This window comes from Capnocytophaga sp. CM59 (assembly GCF_000293175.1).
GTDB lineage: Bacteria > Bacteroidota > Bacteroidia > Flavobacteriales > Flavobacteriaceae > Capnocytophaga > Capnocytophaga granulosa.
In genome coordinates, this window is the sequence record NZ_ALNN01000037.1 from 1 (window position 1) to 14,559 (window position 14,559).

The window sequence follows — 14,559 nt, forward strand, 5'->3', positions numbered from 1 at the left end:
CCATGTCGGATGCACCGCTTTGTGAGTCAGTACGCGACTTGAACATAGAGTACTATCCACCGGTGAAGATAACCAATACAAGTATCTCTAACGACTTGAACCTCTTGAAGGTGAAGGTAGAAGGAGGTAAGGAGCGATACACGGTATACTTCTGCTCAGCACAGTACCATACGGCAGAGGAAGCCAAGAGCCACTATGTACAGAAGGTAGAGGATGTGAAGGCAGGCGATGAGGTAACTTACTTTGTACAGAAGACAGACTATGAAGAAGAGAACCCAGATACGGGCAAGGTAGAGAAGAAGATACGTGTATATGTAGAGGACAGCAAGGGCGAGCTTAAGGAAGAGAATGGAGGCAAGGAGGCCTGCGGACATTCGGTATTCTTGTACAAAGAGTTTGTGGATGTAGTGATACCAAACTTCTTCACACCGAATGGGGATGGCCAGTATGACACATGGGCACCGCTAAACTTAGCCAGCTATCCGAATGCAGAGACAGTGATCTACGATCGTTATGGACGAAAGATAGCCACCCTCAACAACAAAGAAGAGTGGGATGGTACCTACGGAGGCGAAGCCCTTCCAACAGGTGACTACTGGTTTATCCTACGCCTTAATGAACCTGATGACAACAGAACCTTCAAAGGACACTTTACCCTTTATCGTTAGTGAATAGTGAAGAATGAAGAATGAATAGTGAAGAATACCTGAAGAAGGATATAACAATAACTAGAGAAGAGAGACTTTCCAGGGATGGGAAGTCTCTCTTTTTTATCTCCTTTCCCCCGAAGGGGAAAAACATATGCTACGATGCCTGACGCCTAATAACTAGTCACTTGTCATTTGTCACTAGCCATTTCTCACTAGTTATTTGTCACTTGTCACTAGTCATTAATCATTATTGGTATTAATCATTAAAAATTTGTATCTTTGCCCTCAAAATTTTACCTATGAAAATCAAGAAATGGATAGGTAGTTTTGCCTTATGGCTTGCGGGCTGGAAGATAGAACTACAAGGAGATATGAATACCCTTGACCGCTGTGTGTTGGTAGTGGCACCTCATACCACCAATTGGGAGTTTGTGATAGGGATATTGGCCTATTGGAAGTTTGAAAAGCCCATCAAGCTCATTATCAAGGACAGTCATACCAAGGCTTGGTATGGAGCCTTAGTACGTGCTTTAGGGGGCTTGGGTATAGATCGTTCCCAGCGCAACCATGTAGTGGAGTGGGTAACCGAATTGTATAAGAAGGAGAATTTTAGCTTAGTAGTAACCCCTGAGGGTACTCGCTCTCGAGTGGATAAGTGGCGTATGGGCTTCTATCATATAGCCCTTTCTGCGCAAGTACCGATAGTATTGGGGGCAGGTGATTTCAAAAAGAAGATTATTTATATAGGAAAGACTATTTCTCTTAAGGATTTACAAACCCGCTCTTTGGAGAGTATTATGAGCGAAATTAGGGAGTATTATAGGGACAAAAATCCTAAATACCCCCAGCAGTGGAATCCAAACTTTCACTAATGATTAATTAATCATTAAACATTAATCATTGCTTCTGCTGCTTCTAATTGTTCGTACCATTCTTCTCCAAATTTTCGGATAAGAGCTTCGCGAACAAACTTATAGATAGGCACTTGGAGTTTGCGGCCTAAAATACAGGCATCTTTGCAGATACTCCAGCGCTCATAATTTACCGCAATGAAGGATGGATAGCTCTTGAGGCGAATAGGGTAGAGATGGCAGGAAATAGGCTTTTTCCAGTCTATTTTGCCCTCGCGGTAAGCCTGTTCGATTCCACAGAGAACGATGCCTTTTTCGTCTCGGATGACATAGGCACATTCGCCTCCATTGATAAGCGGTGTTTCCCATTCGCCATCGCTGCCGCGTACCGCGGTACCCTGCGCTTCAATAGCCTTGCGGCCTTGCTCACTTAGGTAAGGAGCCACCTTATGGTAGATACGTTCGAGGATTTCCACCTCCTCATCCTCCACAGGTGCTCCTGCATCCCCCTCCACACAGCAAGCTCCCTTGCAAGCATCGAGGTTGCAGACAAAGTCATTTTCTAAAATCTCTTCCGAGATTAAGGTATTATCTATTTCAATCATTGGTCAGTTGTTAGTGATTAGTGGTCAGTTGTTAGTGGTCAGTTTTTAGTGATTAGTGGTTAGTTACTAATCATTAATCATTAATCATTAGTCATTAGTCATTAATCATTAGTCATTAATCATTAGTCATTAATCATTAGTCATTAATCATTAGTCATTAATCATTAGTCATTAATCATTAGTCATTAATCATTATATTTGTGGTCATAGTAACCCTCCAGCGTGATAAATGTATAGGCTGTAATTATTGTGTGGAGATGGCGCCAGAACAGTTCCAGATGAGTAAGAAGGACGGCAAGAGTGTTCTGCTGCGCTCCACAGAGAAAAAAGGCTTTTTCACCCTCAAATCCTACGATGATAGCATCTTTGAGGCTTGTGAAAACGCCCAAAAGGCATGCCCTGTCAAGATTATCACCACCAAAAAGATTTAGCCCTTTGGCTTACACAACCTCCGCCACGACGAAGGTACTGCCGCCTATATAGATGAAATCATCTGTATGGGCTTGTTCTCGTGCCTGTGCTAAAGCACTCTCCACCGAAGGAAAGACATCACCACGGAGGCCATAGCTGGCGGCTTTTTCTTGCAATAGGGTCGCACTCAGGCCGCGGTCTATCTTAGGCGTACAGAAATAGTAATGCGCCTCTTTGGGGAACATTGGGAGGATCGCATCCAAGTCCTTTTCCTTGACAAAGCCTAGTACCATGTGTAGGGTATTGTATTTCTCCTGGCCAAGTTGGGCGAAAATCTCTGCAAAACCATGGGCATTGTGTGCGGTATCACAGATTGTTTTGGGGTGTTCGCCCAAGAGCTGCCAGCGCCCCATAAGGTGCGTATTAGCAACAATATGAGAGAGTCCTCGCTGTATATTTTCTTCAGAAATAGCCCAACCTTTTTCTTGTAAAATACGTAATGTTTGCACGATTCCCTTGATATTCTTGGCCTGATAGCTCCCTTTGAGATCCATAGTATAAGGCACCTCAAGGCTGTCGGCAAAGTAGATAGGTGCTTCCCGCTCGGCGGCTACTTGCTTGAACACAGGAGCTGTCAGAGGGTGAAACTCGCTGATTACCAAAGGAGTATGAGGCTTGATAATACCTGCTTTCTCATAGGCGATTTCTTCTAAGGTATTTCCTAGAATCTCAGTGTGATCCTTGCCTATATTGGTAATGAGCGAAACAACAGGGTTGATGATATTGGTTGAGTCCAATCGGCCGCCCAAGCCTACTTCTATGACGGCTATATCTACCTTTTGATAAGCAAAATAATCAAAAGCCATACCTACGGTAACCTCAAAAAAGGAGAAATTTTCTCCTTCTATAAAATCTTTGTTCTTTTCAACAAACTGACATACCGCCTCTTGAGAGATGTCTTCTCCATTAATTTTGATACGTTCGCGAAAGTCCTTCAGGTGTGGGGAGGTATAGAGTCCTACCTTATAACCAGCTTCCTGCAATACAGAAGCTAAGGCATGGGAAGAGGAGCCTTTGCCATTGGTGCCCGCTATATGTAGGGTAGGGAATTGTTCTTGTGGATTGCCTAAATGGTCGCACAAAAGGAGGATATTGTCCAATTTGCCTCGGAAGGCGGAGCGTCCTTTTTCTTGGTACATAGGCAGGTGCGCCCATAACCAATCTATGCTTTCTGTGTAAGTCATCAGTGTATATAGTATTTTTCAATGTTTTCAATACGCACACTCTCAGGAACTAAGAGGGTATAATCGCCTCGGTTGCGGATTACATCACGTACTATGGAGGAGGAGATATGGGAGGTCTTCACAGCAGTGAGCAAAAATACGGTCTCCACTCCAGCCAAGTCCCTATTGGTATGGGCAATGGCTCGCTCAAACTCGAAGTCGGCAGGGTTGCGTAAGCCCCTGAGAATGAAGGGGATTTGTAGGCTCTTGCAGAAATCTACCGTAAGACCTTGGTAGCTAACTACTTTCACCTTCGGATGGTCAGCGAAAGCCTTGGTAATAAAGGCCTTGCGTTCTTCTACGGAGAACATATAACGCTTGTCGGCATTTTCTCCTACGGCTACTATAATTTCGTCAAAGAGTTCTGTAGCCCTGCAAATAATGTCATAATGCCCCAAGGTGATGGGATCAAAAGAGCCAGGGAAAATAGCCTTTTTCATAGGTTGTTGTCATCAGTTATTTTGTGGGGCAAAGGTAAGAAAAAGAAGTTGTTTTTTTCTGGCTAACCCGAAAAAAAATGCGTAAATTTGCACAAATTTCTTGACTGATGAAAAAACTCATTCTATTGGCTTCGGGCAATGGTTCCAATGCCGAGCGTATTGTAACTTATTTCAGAGAGAATGGCTTGGCTGAGGTAGCTTTTATATTGACCAACAATCCCAAAGCAGGTGTCATAGACCGTGCTCAGCGGTTGGATGTGCCTTGTATGCTCTTTGACAGGAAGGATTTCTATGAGACATCCTATATACTGGATCTCTTGGAGCGCGAACAACCCGACCTAATTGTCTTGGCAGGCTTCCTTTGGAAATGTCCTGAGAATATTATCGCTCGTTTTCCCAATAGAATTATCAATATACACCCCTCTCTGCTGCCCAAATATGGGGGCAAGGGCATGTATGGCATGCACGTACATGAGGCTGTGATCGCCGCAGGTGAAAAAGAGAGTGGTATCACTATTCATTACATCAATGAGCACTATGATGAGGGGGCAATCATCTACCAAGAGCGTGTGGTGATTGCACCAACCGATACTCCTGAAAGCCTTGCACAAAAGGTACATGAGTTGGAATATCGTGCTTTTCCACTTATTATCAAGCAAATATTACAAAATTAATCTATAAAAATATGAAATTAGATAAATCTGTGTTCTCTTTACACAAGTGTATCAGAGAGCGATACTTACAATATCTAGAAGGTTTTACCTTGGAACAATTAGCCGTGATCCCTCAGGGTTTTCGCAATAACTTGTTGTGGAACATCTCTCATGCGATTGTAACCCAACAGCTTTATTGCTACTATAATAGTGGGCTATCTATGTATGTGCCAGAGGACTTTATAGCTGCCTATCGCAAGGGTACCGTACCTGATGGACATGTCCCTACTCAAGAAGAAGTAGATACCCTCAAAGGGTTGCTTCTCTCCACCCAACAACAGCTGGAAGAGGATTACCAAAAGGGTATTTTTACCACCTATACCGACTACCTTACAGGGCTTAACTATCCCCTTAGCTGTGTGGAAGATGCTATTTACTTTAATAACACCCACGAGGGAATGCACTTAGGGTTGGTGATTGGGATTAAATACTTAGTTTAGTGACAAGTGACTAGTGACAAGTGACAAATGACTAGTGATTAGTGACTAGTGACAAATGACTAGTGCAATAGGATTAGTCACTAGTCATTAGTCATTATTAAAGATACTAAAGGTTGTCCCGCCATAGCGTCTTTCTTCTTGAAAATGAGGGTCTTCTTCTAAATGGACTTTGGAGGAGTGCTCAACAATCAGCAGGCCATCTTCGCTGAGGAGGTTGCGCTCAAAGACAGTCTCGATCAATCGTTCGAGGCTATCGGGTTCTATATCATAGGGAGGATCGGCAAAGATGACGTCGTACTGGCTCAGACTGCGGTCTAAGTAGGTAAAGACATCACTTTTGACTACTTCAATAGGGTAGGCGAGCGCCTCGGCTGTCTTGCGGATATACTGTACGCAGGCAGGGTGACTATCTACGGCCGTAATCTCAGGACAACCCCGACTGCCGAACTCGTAGCTGATATTGCCTGTGCCAGCGAAAAGGTCTAGCACTTTGATACTATCTAAGAAAAAATAGTTGTTGAGGATATTAAAAAGCGACTCCTTGGCAAAGTCCATAGTAGGACGTACAGGGAGGTTTTTGGGAGCAATGAGTTGCTTGCCACGATGGGTGCCAGAGATAATACGCATATAGGTTCAAATAAAGGGCAAAAATACGGATTTTATAACGATAAAAAAAGTTTTTCTTGTGAAAATAGTATATATACAACTACCCACCACAGCGCAGGAGCAGCCACTGCTCTATATAAAGCCCGATACGGCTGTACATAATAGAGAACTTCCGCTCTATATACCCGACTTTACTGGGGATCTCCGTGCACAAGTGGTACTAATGGCCAAACTTAGCAAACAAGGTAAATGTATCTTAGAAAAATTTGCCTCTAAGTACTACGAACAAGTCTCTTTGGGGCTTGCTCTAACGGCTTATGATAGGCAACAACAGCTTCAAGCCACAGCTAAACCTTGGGAGCTGGCCACCTCCTTTGACAGTTCTATGGTAGTAGGTCATTTCCTGCCTACAGAACGCCTAAAACAAGAAGACACAGCCATACTAAGCCAAGATGGTCAGGTACTAGAGGAACTTCCTTTGCAACCTGCCTTACAGTTGCTGCCGCTAGCCTTAAAAACAGTATCAGAGAATATGACTCTTCGCACAGGCGATTTGGTAGCGCTCCCCTTGACCAATACTCTTTACGCTATCAGAGCCGACACCACTTGGCAGGCAAGTGTACAAACCGAATTATTGTTCTCCATAACAGTAAAATAGACAGAGGTCTCGCCACAGGTGAGACCTCTGTTTCTATAGAAAAGAATAATAACTAGAACAACTTATTCTACAATGAAAGTTCCTTTCATAAGGGCAAGATGACCAGGGAAGGAACAGATAAAGTCGTAAGTACCAGCTTCAGGAGCTTTGAAAGAGATGGTATCACTCTCACCGCCACCAATAAGTTTGGTATGAGCAATCACATCAGCTCCCCCATTAGGGATATAGTCATTGGCAGGACCAGCTGCTACAGCAGCTTCTCCGAAAGCGGAAAGGTCAGTACCTTTTTTAAGGAGAACAAAGTTGTGTCCCATCACCTTCTTATCCATTTGTCCTACGTGCTTGAGGGTAAGATTAACGGTTTGTCCAGCTTTTACTTTGATTTCCTTAAGGTTGAAAGTCATTTGGTCAGTAGCCTCCAAGGTTACATTAGCAGCTTCTGCGTCTTGGTTTGTAGCAGGCGCTTCAGTAGCAGCAGGCTGTTCTGTAGTTTGTGCAGCCTCTTCAGGTTTCTTGTTATTTCCACAAGAAGCTACCATTAGGGCAACAGTAGCCATCAAAAACAATGTTTTTTTCATATCGGTATGATTTAGATATAAACGTGCCGCAAAAGTACAAATAAAAATCTAATACCGCAAGTTATTTAGAATATTTTTAAATTAGAGTTTGAGATAATTTTGAATTGTGGGTTCTTAATGGCTAATTTGCGTAACCGTTGCGTAACCAGAATGCCTTTTTTGATTGTAAAAAAGAGTTTTTTATTTTTAAATATTTGAAAATCAATAGTTTGTAAATATAAATTTGCGTAACCGTTCCGTAACCAAAACCTTATTTTTCTGACAAAAAATAAGTGTATTTTTTTTAAAACATTGATTATCAGTATGATTATAGAAATAAATTTGCGTAACCGTTGCGTAACCAAAACCTTATTACTTGCCCGTATAAAAGCTGTAATCTTTAAGGAATTGCTGGACGAAATCGGCTTTTTTGGAGAAAGAGGTGTGTTCACGCCTGGAGATTTCGGTGATCTTGTCCGCTAAGCGCGCTATGGTGAGATGCCCGTTCTTGCTTTTTAGGGCTAGGGCGAGGTAGTTCTTGATTGTTTGAGCGTCTTGATCTGAAAAGAGTAACACTTCAGCTTGGGTGAAGAGCGGCTGATAGGTATAGGAGAGTTCTTCCAAGATAGTATGAGAGATGTTCATCTTGTTGCGTTCGGTGATAACGGCAGTCCCTGCGGCAAAGTCGCCTAAGCGCTGGGAGTACTTGGAAGAAATAATACTGATAAGTGCTGCCGAACCCATAAAAAGATCCACTTCTACCAAAGTAAATAGCCAACGGATAAAGAAATCGCCAAAGGAGGCCTGATACCCATCAATCTTGAGTACCCTGATTTTCATGATGCGCTTACCCACAGTCTGTCCTTGCATAAGGGATTCCGCTACCAAGGGATAGAAGACCGCTGGCAACATCAGTACCAAATAGGTCGCAAAAAACTCCCAAGGATTGCTGATAGCGCTATAGTAAAAAAGCTTCATGATTGCATTGACAAGGTATCCATAACCCATAATAAGGACAAAATCAATAGCAAAGGCACCCATACGCTCTCCAATGGAAGCTGGCTCAAAAGCGAGCAGAATATTTTGTGTGGTTTTTATTTGTATCTTTGACATATTTTTTCTAATTTAGCACCTTGTATGAGAGAAGTAGCCTTTATCAAGCAAAATAAAGACAAATGGTTGGAGGTGGAGGCTGTCCTAAATGAGCGAAAGCCTATTTCCCCCGACCAAATGGCGGATTATTACGTCCAGCTATTGGGTGACTTGTCTTTTGCCCAGACCTATTACCCAAAGAGTAATACGGTTACATATCTCAATTTTTTGGTCACGCAAATATACCAAAAAATTTACAAAACCAAGCGAATTGAGAAAAATAGATTGAAATTTTTTTTCACCGACTATGTACCCATGCTTGCCTATAAGTACCGAAGGCTTATCTATTTTAGTTTTATCCTATTCTTCTTCTTCGCTTTGGTGGGGACACTTTCGGCCTATTACGAGCCGCGCTATGTAAGGGTCATTATGGGGGATACCTATATAAACAAGACCTTGGAGCATATAGAGAGGGGCGACCCTATGGCTGTATATAAGCAAGGGAGTAATTGGGCTACGGCTATAGCGATTACTTTCAATAATATCAAGGTGGCTTTTTACTGCTTCCTCTGTGGGATAACCGCAGGTACGGTAACTTTCCTTATGGCGTTACAGAATGCAGTTATGTTGGGGGCTTTCACGTATTTTTGTTATGATATGGGCGTGATAGATGCTGCTCTTAGGGCCTTGTGGCTGCATGGAGCCATGGAAATTTTTAGTATTATCATAGCTATAGCGGCCGGCTTTGTCCTTACAGGGGGGATTCTCTTCCCCAAAACTTATTCGCGTATGCTTTCCTTTAAGATTGCTTTCAAGGAAGGCCTATCTCTGCTCTTTGGAACGGTGCCTTTCTTTATAGCCGCAGGCTTTATAGAGGGCTTTATTACGCGCTATTATTATGATATGCCCCTGTGGTTGAACCTTACAATCATACTGGGGACACTTGCGGTGATTACCTATTATTTTTTGATATATCCTATAGTAAAACATTATAAATCAAATAGTCAAAAATATGAATGATTTTATTTTCTACAAGAAAAGAGGCTTTAGTGCCCTCATTGGAGATACGTTTACTTTCTTTAAGAAGTATGCGAGGAATTTTTTCTCTAATTACTTAATAGTCAATGGTGCTATATTTGCAGCGGTGGGTATTATTGCAGTAGCTATGTTTGCTCTTTATGCTTCTTCGCGATCTTCTATTGGTTTTGGACCAACGGCCTTGTTGGTTTTGGTCTTGCTGCTGTTGTCTGTCTTTTTAGTATTGTTTGTCATTTGTTTCCCTATTGCTTATACGCAACTGCTGGAGGAGGCACCTTATAGGACGGATATAAGTGCTAAGGAGATTTTTGATAGGATCAGAGTGATGCTTCCCCGAGCTTTTGCTTTTGGGTTTATCTCTTTCTTTGTCATAGGAATTCCTTTTTGGTTTATTTTGCTATGGACTATCAAACTGTTTGATGGAGAACCTGTCTTGTTTCGGCTGATCAGTGCTTTCTTGAGTACTTTTATGGTTCTCTTTTTGCAACAATTTATGCTTATATATATCAAAGATAAAATGGATTATTTCCCTGCCTTGGGTAAGGTGTTCAATCAGTTAAAAGTAGGTTTTTGGGACAAATTTGGGGCTACTTTTGTGATGAGCCTCATCATTTCCGCTATAACGACAGCAGGAGTTATTGTGCCTATGGTTGTTTATCTGGTAGTCTTAGGAGGACTCTCAGGCTTTGAGGCTACTATAAGCAATACAATTTTGGTCTTTATATTGCTGCTTATTATCATTACAGTTGTTTTTGTAGCATCCAATTTTCAGACATTCTTGCAAATACTCATTCACTTTGGAGAAAAAGACGGGGAATATACCGATGAAATAGATCTTATAGGTCAAAATGCTCAAGAAGAATAGGCGAAAAATACAATTATACGGACTACTCCTATACTTTCTGTGTATAGGAGTGCCTTTGTATGCACAAACAGAAGCTCCTGCTACTCACGGAAAAGACAGCCTTACCTATCAGATTCCTGTAAGGCAAACCCCTCCCGATGCTCTGCGTTCCTTTGAGGGGGTACCAGAGCAATACAACACTGCTGATTTTGATTACTCAGACACCTCTGGGCAGAATGATGCTTTTCTCTCAGGGTTTTGGGAGGTATTGGTGCGAATCATATATAAGATACTTGAGTTTATCTATGGAAAAAACTTACAAGGGAATGGGGCACAACATATGCTACAACTATTGGGCTTTGTACTCATATTGGTCGTTATTTTCTTTGTGGTACGCTGGGCACTTGGCCGCAAAGGTCGCTGGCTAACCGATAGGAGTAAGGAAAAACTTTCGGATATTCCTATGGACGCCATAGAGAAGCACCTCCATCAAGCCGATTTTCCTACACTGATACAAAAGGCAGAACAACAGAATGATACTCGCCAGAGTATTCGCCTATATTACCTATGGCTACTGAAGGTACTTTCTGACAAAGGACAAATAGCTTGGGAGGAGAGAAAAACTAACTCTGACTATGAGCGAGAAATCAAAGACCCAACCCAGAAGGCACGCTTTGTCTATCTCTCCAAGGTGTATAACTATATATGGTATGGAGAGTTCTCTATCAGTGATGTCCAATACCAAGAGGCAAAGGCTGATTATCAAGGGTATATAAACACTCAAAAAAAGAAGTAAATGGGAAAGGCAATACGTAATTATCTGATTCTTTTGAGTGTAGTGGTTATTGTCATGGCACTAACTGTCTTCTCCTCGGCCGATAGAAAGGTGGATTGGGAGCAGACCTATGATGCCAATAGTAAGCAGCCTTATGGACTTTATATCTTTGGTGAGCAACTCAAGTACTTTTTCTCTAAGAAGATAGATAAAATATCCTATACACCTTACGAATACCTTAGGAGAAATCAGCAAAAAGAAAATTATAATTATATTTTTACCACAGAAGGAATAGATGAGGTGTCTCTCAAAAAAATACTTTCCGATGTGAGGGCAGGTAGCCAAGCACTTTTCCTCAATGAAAATTATGGGCTAATGGATACACTGAAGATAGATATAGACTATGAGCTAACTGTAGATGATATCAATCTCCAACTCAATAGTACCTCTTATGATAAGCAGATCTATATCAACCCAGAAAGGGCCTATCTGAGAGTCAATTACTTTACCCAATTGGATAAGGAGCGGGACAAGGCCTTGGGCTATGTGTTTTTCTCTGATGGTAGGAAAATAAGAAAGAAAATCAACTTTGTAGAAGTACCTTATGGCAAGGGGAAGTTCTTTCTTTACTTAGGCCCCCCAATGGCCTTTACCAACTACTTTCTCAAAGAGAGTCAAGATGCACGCTCCTATGTCGCTACAGTGCTCTCCTATTTGCCAGAGGATAGGCCAACGGTTTGGTTTGTCCCTCCTACTCAAGGAGAAGATACTTTGAGCTTTATCATGAGTCAGCCACAGCTGCGTACAGCCTGGCACTTGATGCTTTTGGGCTTTGTGCTGTATCTGCTCTTTAAGGGGAAGCGCCAGCAACGAATTATTCCTGTGATAGAAAAGCCAAAGAATACCACTATTGAGTTTGCCCAAAGCATCAGTTCGCTCTACTACCAAGAGCGCGATGCTACCGATATGGTACGTAAGAAGATTACCTATTTCTTAGACCAAGTAAGGCAAAGATACTACCTGGATACCCAGCAAATCAATGAGGATTTTGCCACTAAGTTAGCTAACAAATCAGGCAAGGATAGGGACTTAGTACAACAGATAGTTGGCACCATTATACACTTTGAGCAAACCCAACAAGCCCAAGAGGAAACCCTTACCCAGTTGGACAAATGGATAGACGAATTTTGGAACATACATTAAAGAATATACCTATGGACGAAAATAATAAATTAGAATTTGCCTCTCGCCTTGACCTTGGCCTGTTGCAAAAACAATTGGCTCAGGTGCGCTCTGAACTTCAGAAGGTCATCGTAGGACAAGAGAAGATGATAGACTACCTACTGGTAGCTCTACTAAGCAACGGTCATGTACTCTTGGAAGGGGTGCCAGGGATAGCTAAGACCATTACCGTAAAGCTCCTTTCCAAGGCCTTGGATATAGGCTTTAGTCGTATACAGTTTACCCCTGATCTTATGCCATCGGACGTGCTAGGAACTTCCGTATTTGACCTCAAGAAATCAGAATTTGAGTTCAAGAAAGGGCCTATCTTCTCCAACCTGATACTTATTGACGAGATCAACCGAGCTCCCGCCAAGACTCAAGCGGCGCTCTTTGAAGTGATGGAAGAGCGACAAATCACTATAGACGGTTTACGCTTTAAGATGCAGCCCCCTTTCTTGGTGATTGCTACCCAAAACCCAATAGAACAAGAAGGTACCTATCGCCTGCCTGAAGCCCAGCTAGACCGTTTTCTCTTTAAGATTGTGATTGACTATCCCTCGTTAGAAGATGAAATTCAGATTATTACTCGCGAGCATGAGGCCAAGGCACAGGATAAGACCGCTACAGTGAGCAAGGTGCTTTCGGCTGAGGACTTAGTACGTTATCAGGCTATGGTTAAGAATATACTTGTAGAACCCCAGCTGATAGCATATATAGCCAAAATTACCCAAAACACTCGTGAGAATAGCTTCCTCTACTTAGGGGCTTCTCCGCGTGCTTCCTTGGCGATGCTCAATGCTGCTAAAGGCTTTGCAGTCCTTGCAGGGCGAGATTTTGTAACCCCAGAGGATATCAAACAAGCCGCCTATCCCGTACTAGGGCATAGGGTAATCCTTGCCCCTGAAAAGGAAATGGAAGGCATTCGTTCTGAACAGATTATCCAACAAATCATAGAAAGTGTAGCCATACCCCGATGAGAAAAATATACTTACATACAGGCTTTTTCATCTGGTTGCTCTGCCTTATGGGACTCTATACCCTCTCTTTCTTTTGGGTAGGGCTCACTCCCATAGCGCAGGGGGCGCTGTATGTATTTGCTTTGGTGTGTTTTTTGGATTTTCTTTTGGTCTTCACCACTAAAAAGGGGATTGAAGCCCAGCGGGTATTGCCAGAGAGGCTCTCCAATAGCGATGAGAACCTTATAGAGGTACATATCAAGAGCCTCTATCCCTTTCCTATGTATATGCAACTGGTGGATGAGATTCCCTTTCAGTTCCAAAAGCGAGATTTCGAATACACCCTCTACTTCAGGGGAGGGCAAGAGCAGGTATTCCAGTACTACCTGCGCCCTACCGAGCGAGGGGAGTATAGTTTTGGGAAGCTCAATGCCTTTGTCTATACGCCTTTGCGGCTGTTTGTAAAGCGCTATGTCTCCTGCGAGCATGCTATGGTGGCCACTTATCCGTCCTTTATCCAGATGAAGAAGTTTGAGTTGATTGCATTCTCCCAACGCCTTTTTGACTATGGAATCAAGAAGATACGCAAGATAGGCCACACCATGGAGTTCGAGCATATACGAGACTATGTACAGGGTGATGATATGCGAACAATCAACTGGAAAGCCTCCTCCAAGCGAGCCCAGCTGATGGTCAATCAGTACCAAGATGAGAAGGCGCAACATGTATATACCCTTATAGACAAAGGGCGTAGTATGTATATGCCCTTTGAGGGGCTTTCGCTCTTGGATTATGCGATTAATACCTCCTTGGCACTGACCAATATCATTCTCAAAAAGCAGGATAAAGCGGGGATTTTCACCTTCTCCCGCAAGGTAGAGGATAGGGTAGTGGCCGATCGCAAATCAGACCAAATGCAGCGTATCATGGAAAAGCTCTATCGTATAGAGACAGACTTCAAGGAGACGGATTTCGGTAGGCTCTATTCGGATATTAATAATACCATTAAGCAACGCAGTTTGCTGATGCTCTATACCAATTTTGAGACACCTAACAGCCTATATCGGCAATTGCCCTTTCTAAAGGCCATAGCCAAAAAGCACCTTTTGGTGGTGATATTTTTCCAAAATACAGAACTGGAACACCTCCTGCATAAGCCTTCCGAGCATATCCAAGAGGTGTATGACAAGGTTATCGCCGAGAAATTCTCCTTTGAGAAACGGCTTATTGTTCAGGAACTGACCCGCCACGGAATTCAGTGCCTACTGACCCCTCCCCAGCAACTCACGCTACAGAGTATCAATAAATATCTGGAGCTTAAAGCAAGGGGAATGATATAAGTGAAGAGTGAAAAAAAAACTCTTCATGCGTTCACTATTCATTTTTCGTTATTCGTTATTCATTATTCACTATTCA

The 14,559-nt window shown here is 42.6% G+C and carries 18 protein-coding genes; 12 read left to right on the top strand and 6 right to left on the bottom strand.

The window, feature by feature from the left end; all coding sequences use genetic code 11:
- A partial coding sequence (locus tag HMPREF1154_RS08820; protein ID WP_009642282.1) for a T9SS type B sorting domain-containing protein occupies nucleotides 1-668 on the top strand: 668 nt, incomplete at its 5' end.
- A gap of 287 nt (nucleotides 669-955) precedes the next feature.
- A complete protein-coding gene (locus HMPREF1154_RS08825) occupies nucleotides 956-1,522 on the top strand; it encodes a 1-acyl-sn-glycerol-3-phosphate acyltransferase (RefSeq protein WP_369731356.1) in 567 nt (188 codons plus the stop codon).
- 14 nt (nucleotides 1,523-1,536) lie between these two features.
- Here the strand turns inward: HMPREF1154_RS08825 and HMPREF1154_RS08830 are convergent, their stop codons facing one another.
- Entirely contained in the window at nucleotides 1,537-2,106 is a 570-nt protein-coding gene (locus tag HMPREF1154_RS08830; RefSeq protein WP_009642271.1) for a DUF3109 family protein, read from the bottom strand.
- A 200-nt stretch (nucleotides 2,107-2,306) separates the two neighbouring features.
- Between HMPREF1154_RS08830 and HMPREF1154_RS08835 the strand changes: the two genes are divergently transcribed.
- Nucleotides 2,307-2,537: a ferredoxin gene (locus tag HMPREF1154_RS08835; RefSeq protein ID WP_009642252.1), complete on the top strand. Its 231-nt coding sequence runs from the start codon at nucleotides 2,307-2,309 to the stop codon at nucleotides 2,535-2,537.
- Nucleotides 2,538-2,546: 9 nt separating this feature from the next.
- Here the strand turns inward: HMPREF1154_RS08835 and HMPREF1154_RS08840 are convergent, their stop codons facing one another.
- Both HMPREF1154_RS08840 and coaD read right to left on the bottom strand, forming a co-directional pair.
- Nucleotides 2,547-3,761 carry a bifunctional folylpolyglutamate synthase/dihydrofolate synthase gene (locus HMPREF1154_RS08840; RefSeq protein ID WP_009642256.1) on the bottom strand — a complete coding sequence of 405 codons (1,215 nt, stop codon included), beginning with the start codon at nucleotides 3,759-3,761 and terminating at the stop codon, nucleotides 2,547-2,549.
- The gene (coaD, locus tag HMPREF1154_RS08845) at nucleotides 3,761-4,240 is read right to left on the bottom strand and encodes a pantetheine-phosphate adenylyltransferase (RefSeq protein WP_009642269.1); all 480 of its coding nucleotides are present in this window, start codon (nucleotides 4,238-4,240) and stop codon (nucleotides 3,761-3,763) included. The genes HMPREF1154_RS08840 and coaD overlap by 1 nt, the downstream gene beginning before the upstream one ends.
- 107 nt (nucleotides 4,241-4,347) lie before the next feature.
- Here coaD and purN point away from each other — a divergent pair, with 107 nt between their 5' ends.
- Nucleotides 4,348-4,914 carry a phosphoribosylglycinamide formyltransferase gene (gene purN, locus HMPREF1154_RS08850; protein ID WP_009642258.1) on the top strand — a complete coding sequence of 189 codons (567 nt, stop codon included), beginning with the start codon at nucleotides 4,348-4,350 and terminating at the stop codon, nucleotides 4,912-4,914.
- 11 nt (nucleotides 4,915-4,925) lie between these two features.
- Nucleotides 4,926-5,393 carry a DinB family protein gene (locus tag HMPREF1154_RS08855; protein WP_009642259.1) on the top strand — a complete coding sequence of 156 codons (468 nt, stop codon included), beginning with the start codon at nucleotides 4,926-4,928 and terminating at the stop codon, nucleotides 5,391-5,393.
- A gap of 87 nt (nucleotides 5,394-5,480) precedes the next feature.
- Here HMPREF1154_RS08855 and HMPREF1154_RS08860 read toward each other — a convergent pair whose 3' ends face one another.
- Nucleotides 5,481-6,020 carry an RsmD family RNA methyltransferase gene (locus tag HMPREF1154_RS08860; protein ID WP_009642287.1) on the bottom strand — a complete coding sequence of 180 codons (540 nt, stop codon included), beginning with the start codon at nucleotides 6,018-6,020 and terminating at the stop codon, nucleotides 5,481-5,483.
- A gap of 58 nt (nucleotides 6,021-6,078) precedes the next feature.
- Here HMPREF1154_RS08860 and HMPREF1154_RS08865 point away from each other — a divergent pair, with 58 nt between their 5' ends.
- Nucleotides 6,079-6,657: a fumarylacetoacetate hydrolase family protein gene (locus HMPREF1154_RS08865; protein ID WP_009642286.1), complete on the top strand. Its 579-nt coding sequence runs from the start codon at nucleotides 6,079-6,081 to the stop codon at nucleotides 6,655-6,657.
- A gap of 62 nt (nucleotides 6,658-6,719) precedes the next feature.
- Here the strand turns inward: HMPREF1154_RS08865 and azu are convergent, their stop codons facing one another.
- Entirely contained in the window at nucleotides 6,720-7,214 is a 495-nt protein-coding gene (gene azu / locus HMPREF1154_RS08870; protein WP_009642277.1) for an azurin, read from the bottom strand.
- Nucleotides 7,215-7,586: 372 nt separating this feature from the next.
- A complete protein-coding gene (locus HMPREF1154_RS08880) occupies nucleotides 7,587-8,327 on the bottom strand; it encodes an RDD family protein (RefSeq protein WP_009642273.1) in 741 nt (246 codons plus the stop codon).
- A gap of 24 nt (nucleotides 8,328-8,351) precedes the next feature.
- Between HMPREF1154_RS08880 and HMPREF1154_RS08885 the strand changes: the two genes are divergently transcribed.
- The 6 genes from HMPREF1154_RS08885 to HMPREF1154_RS08910 are packed head-to-tail and all read left to right on the top strand — an operon-like array spanning nucleotide 8,352 to nucleotide 14,483.
- Nucleotides 8,352-9,326 (top strand): stage II sporulation protein M, encoded by a 975-nt coding sequence (locus HMPREF1154_RS08885; RefSeq protein WP_009642270.1) that lies wholly within the window; start codon nucleotides 8,352-8,354, stop codon nucleotides 9,324-9,326.
- The gene (locus HMPREF1154_RS08890; RefSeq protein ID WP_009642262.1) at nucleotides 9,319-10,209 is read left to right on the top strand and encodes a hypothetical protein; all 891 of its coding nucleotides are present in this window, start codon (nucleotides 9,319-9,321) and stop codon (nucleotides 10,207-10,209) included. The genes HMPREF1154_RS08885 and HMPREF1154_RS08890 overlap by 8 nt, the downstream gene beginning before the upstream one ends.
- A complete protein-coding gene (locus HMPREF1154_RS08895) occupies nucleotides 10,193-10,984 on the top strand; it encodes a DUF4129 domain-containing protein (RefSeq protein WP_009642260.1) in 792 nt (263 codons plus the stop codon). The genes HMPREF1154_RS08890 and HMPREF1154_RS08895 overlap by 17 nt, the downstream gene beginning before the upstream one ends.
- Complete coding sequence (locus HMPREF1154_RS08900) at nucleotides 10,985-12,166, top strand: hypothetical protein (RefSeq protein ID WP_009642275.1); 1,182 nt, start codon at nucleotides 10,985-10,987, stop codon at nucleotides 12,164-12,166.
- Between the two features lie 11 nt (nucleotides 12,167-12,177).
- Nucleotides 12,178-13,164, top strand: a complete 987-nt coding sequence (locus HMPREF1154_RS08905; RefSeq protein ID WP_034567236.1) for an AAA family ATPase — start codon at nucleotides 12,178-12,180, stop codon at nucleotides 13,162-13,164.
- Complete coding sequence (locus HMPREF1154_RS08910; protein ID WP_009642248.1) at nucleotides 13,161-14,483, top strand: DUF58 domain-containing protein; 1,323 nt, start codon at nucleotides 13,161-13,163, stop codon at nucleotides 14,481-14,483. The genes HMPREF1154_RS08905 and HMPREF1154_RS08910 overlap by 4 nt, the downstream gene beginning before the upstream one ends.
- Nucleotides 14,484-14,559: the final 76 nt, after the last annotated feature.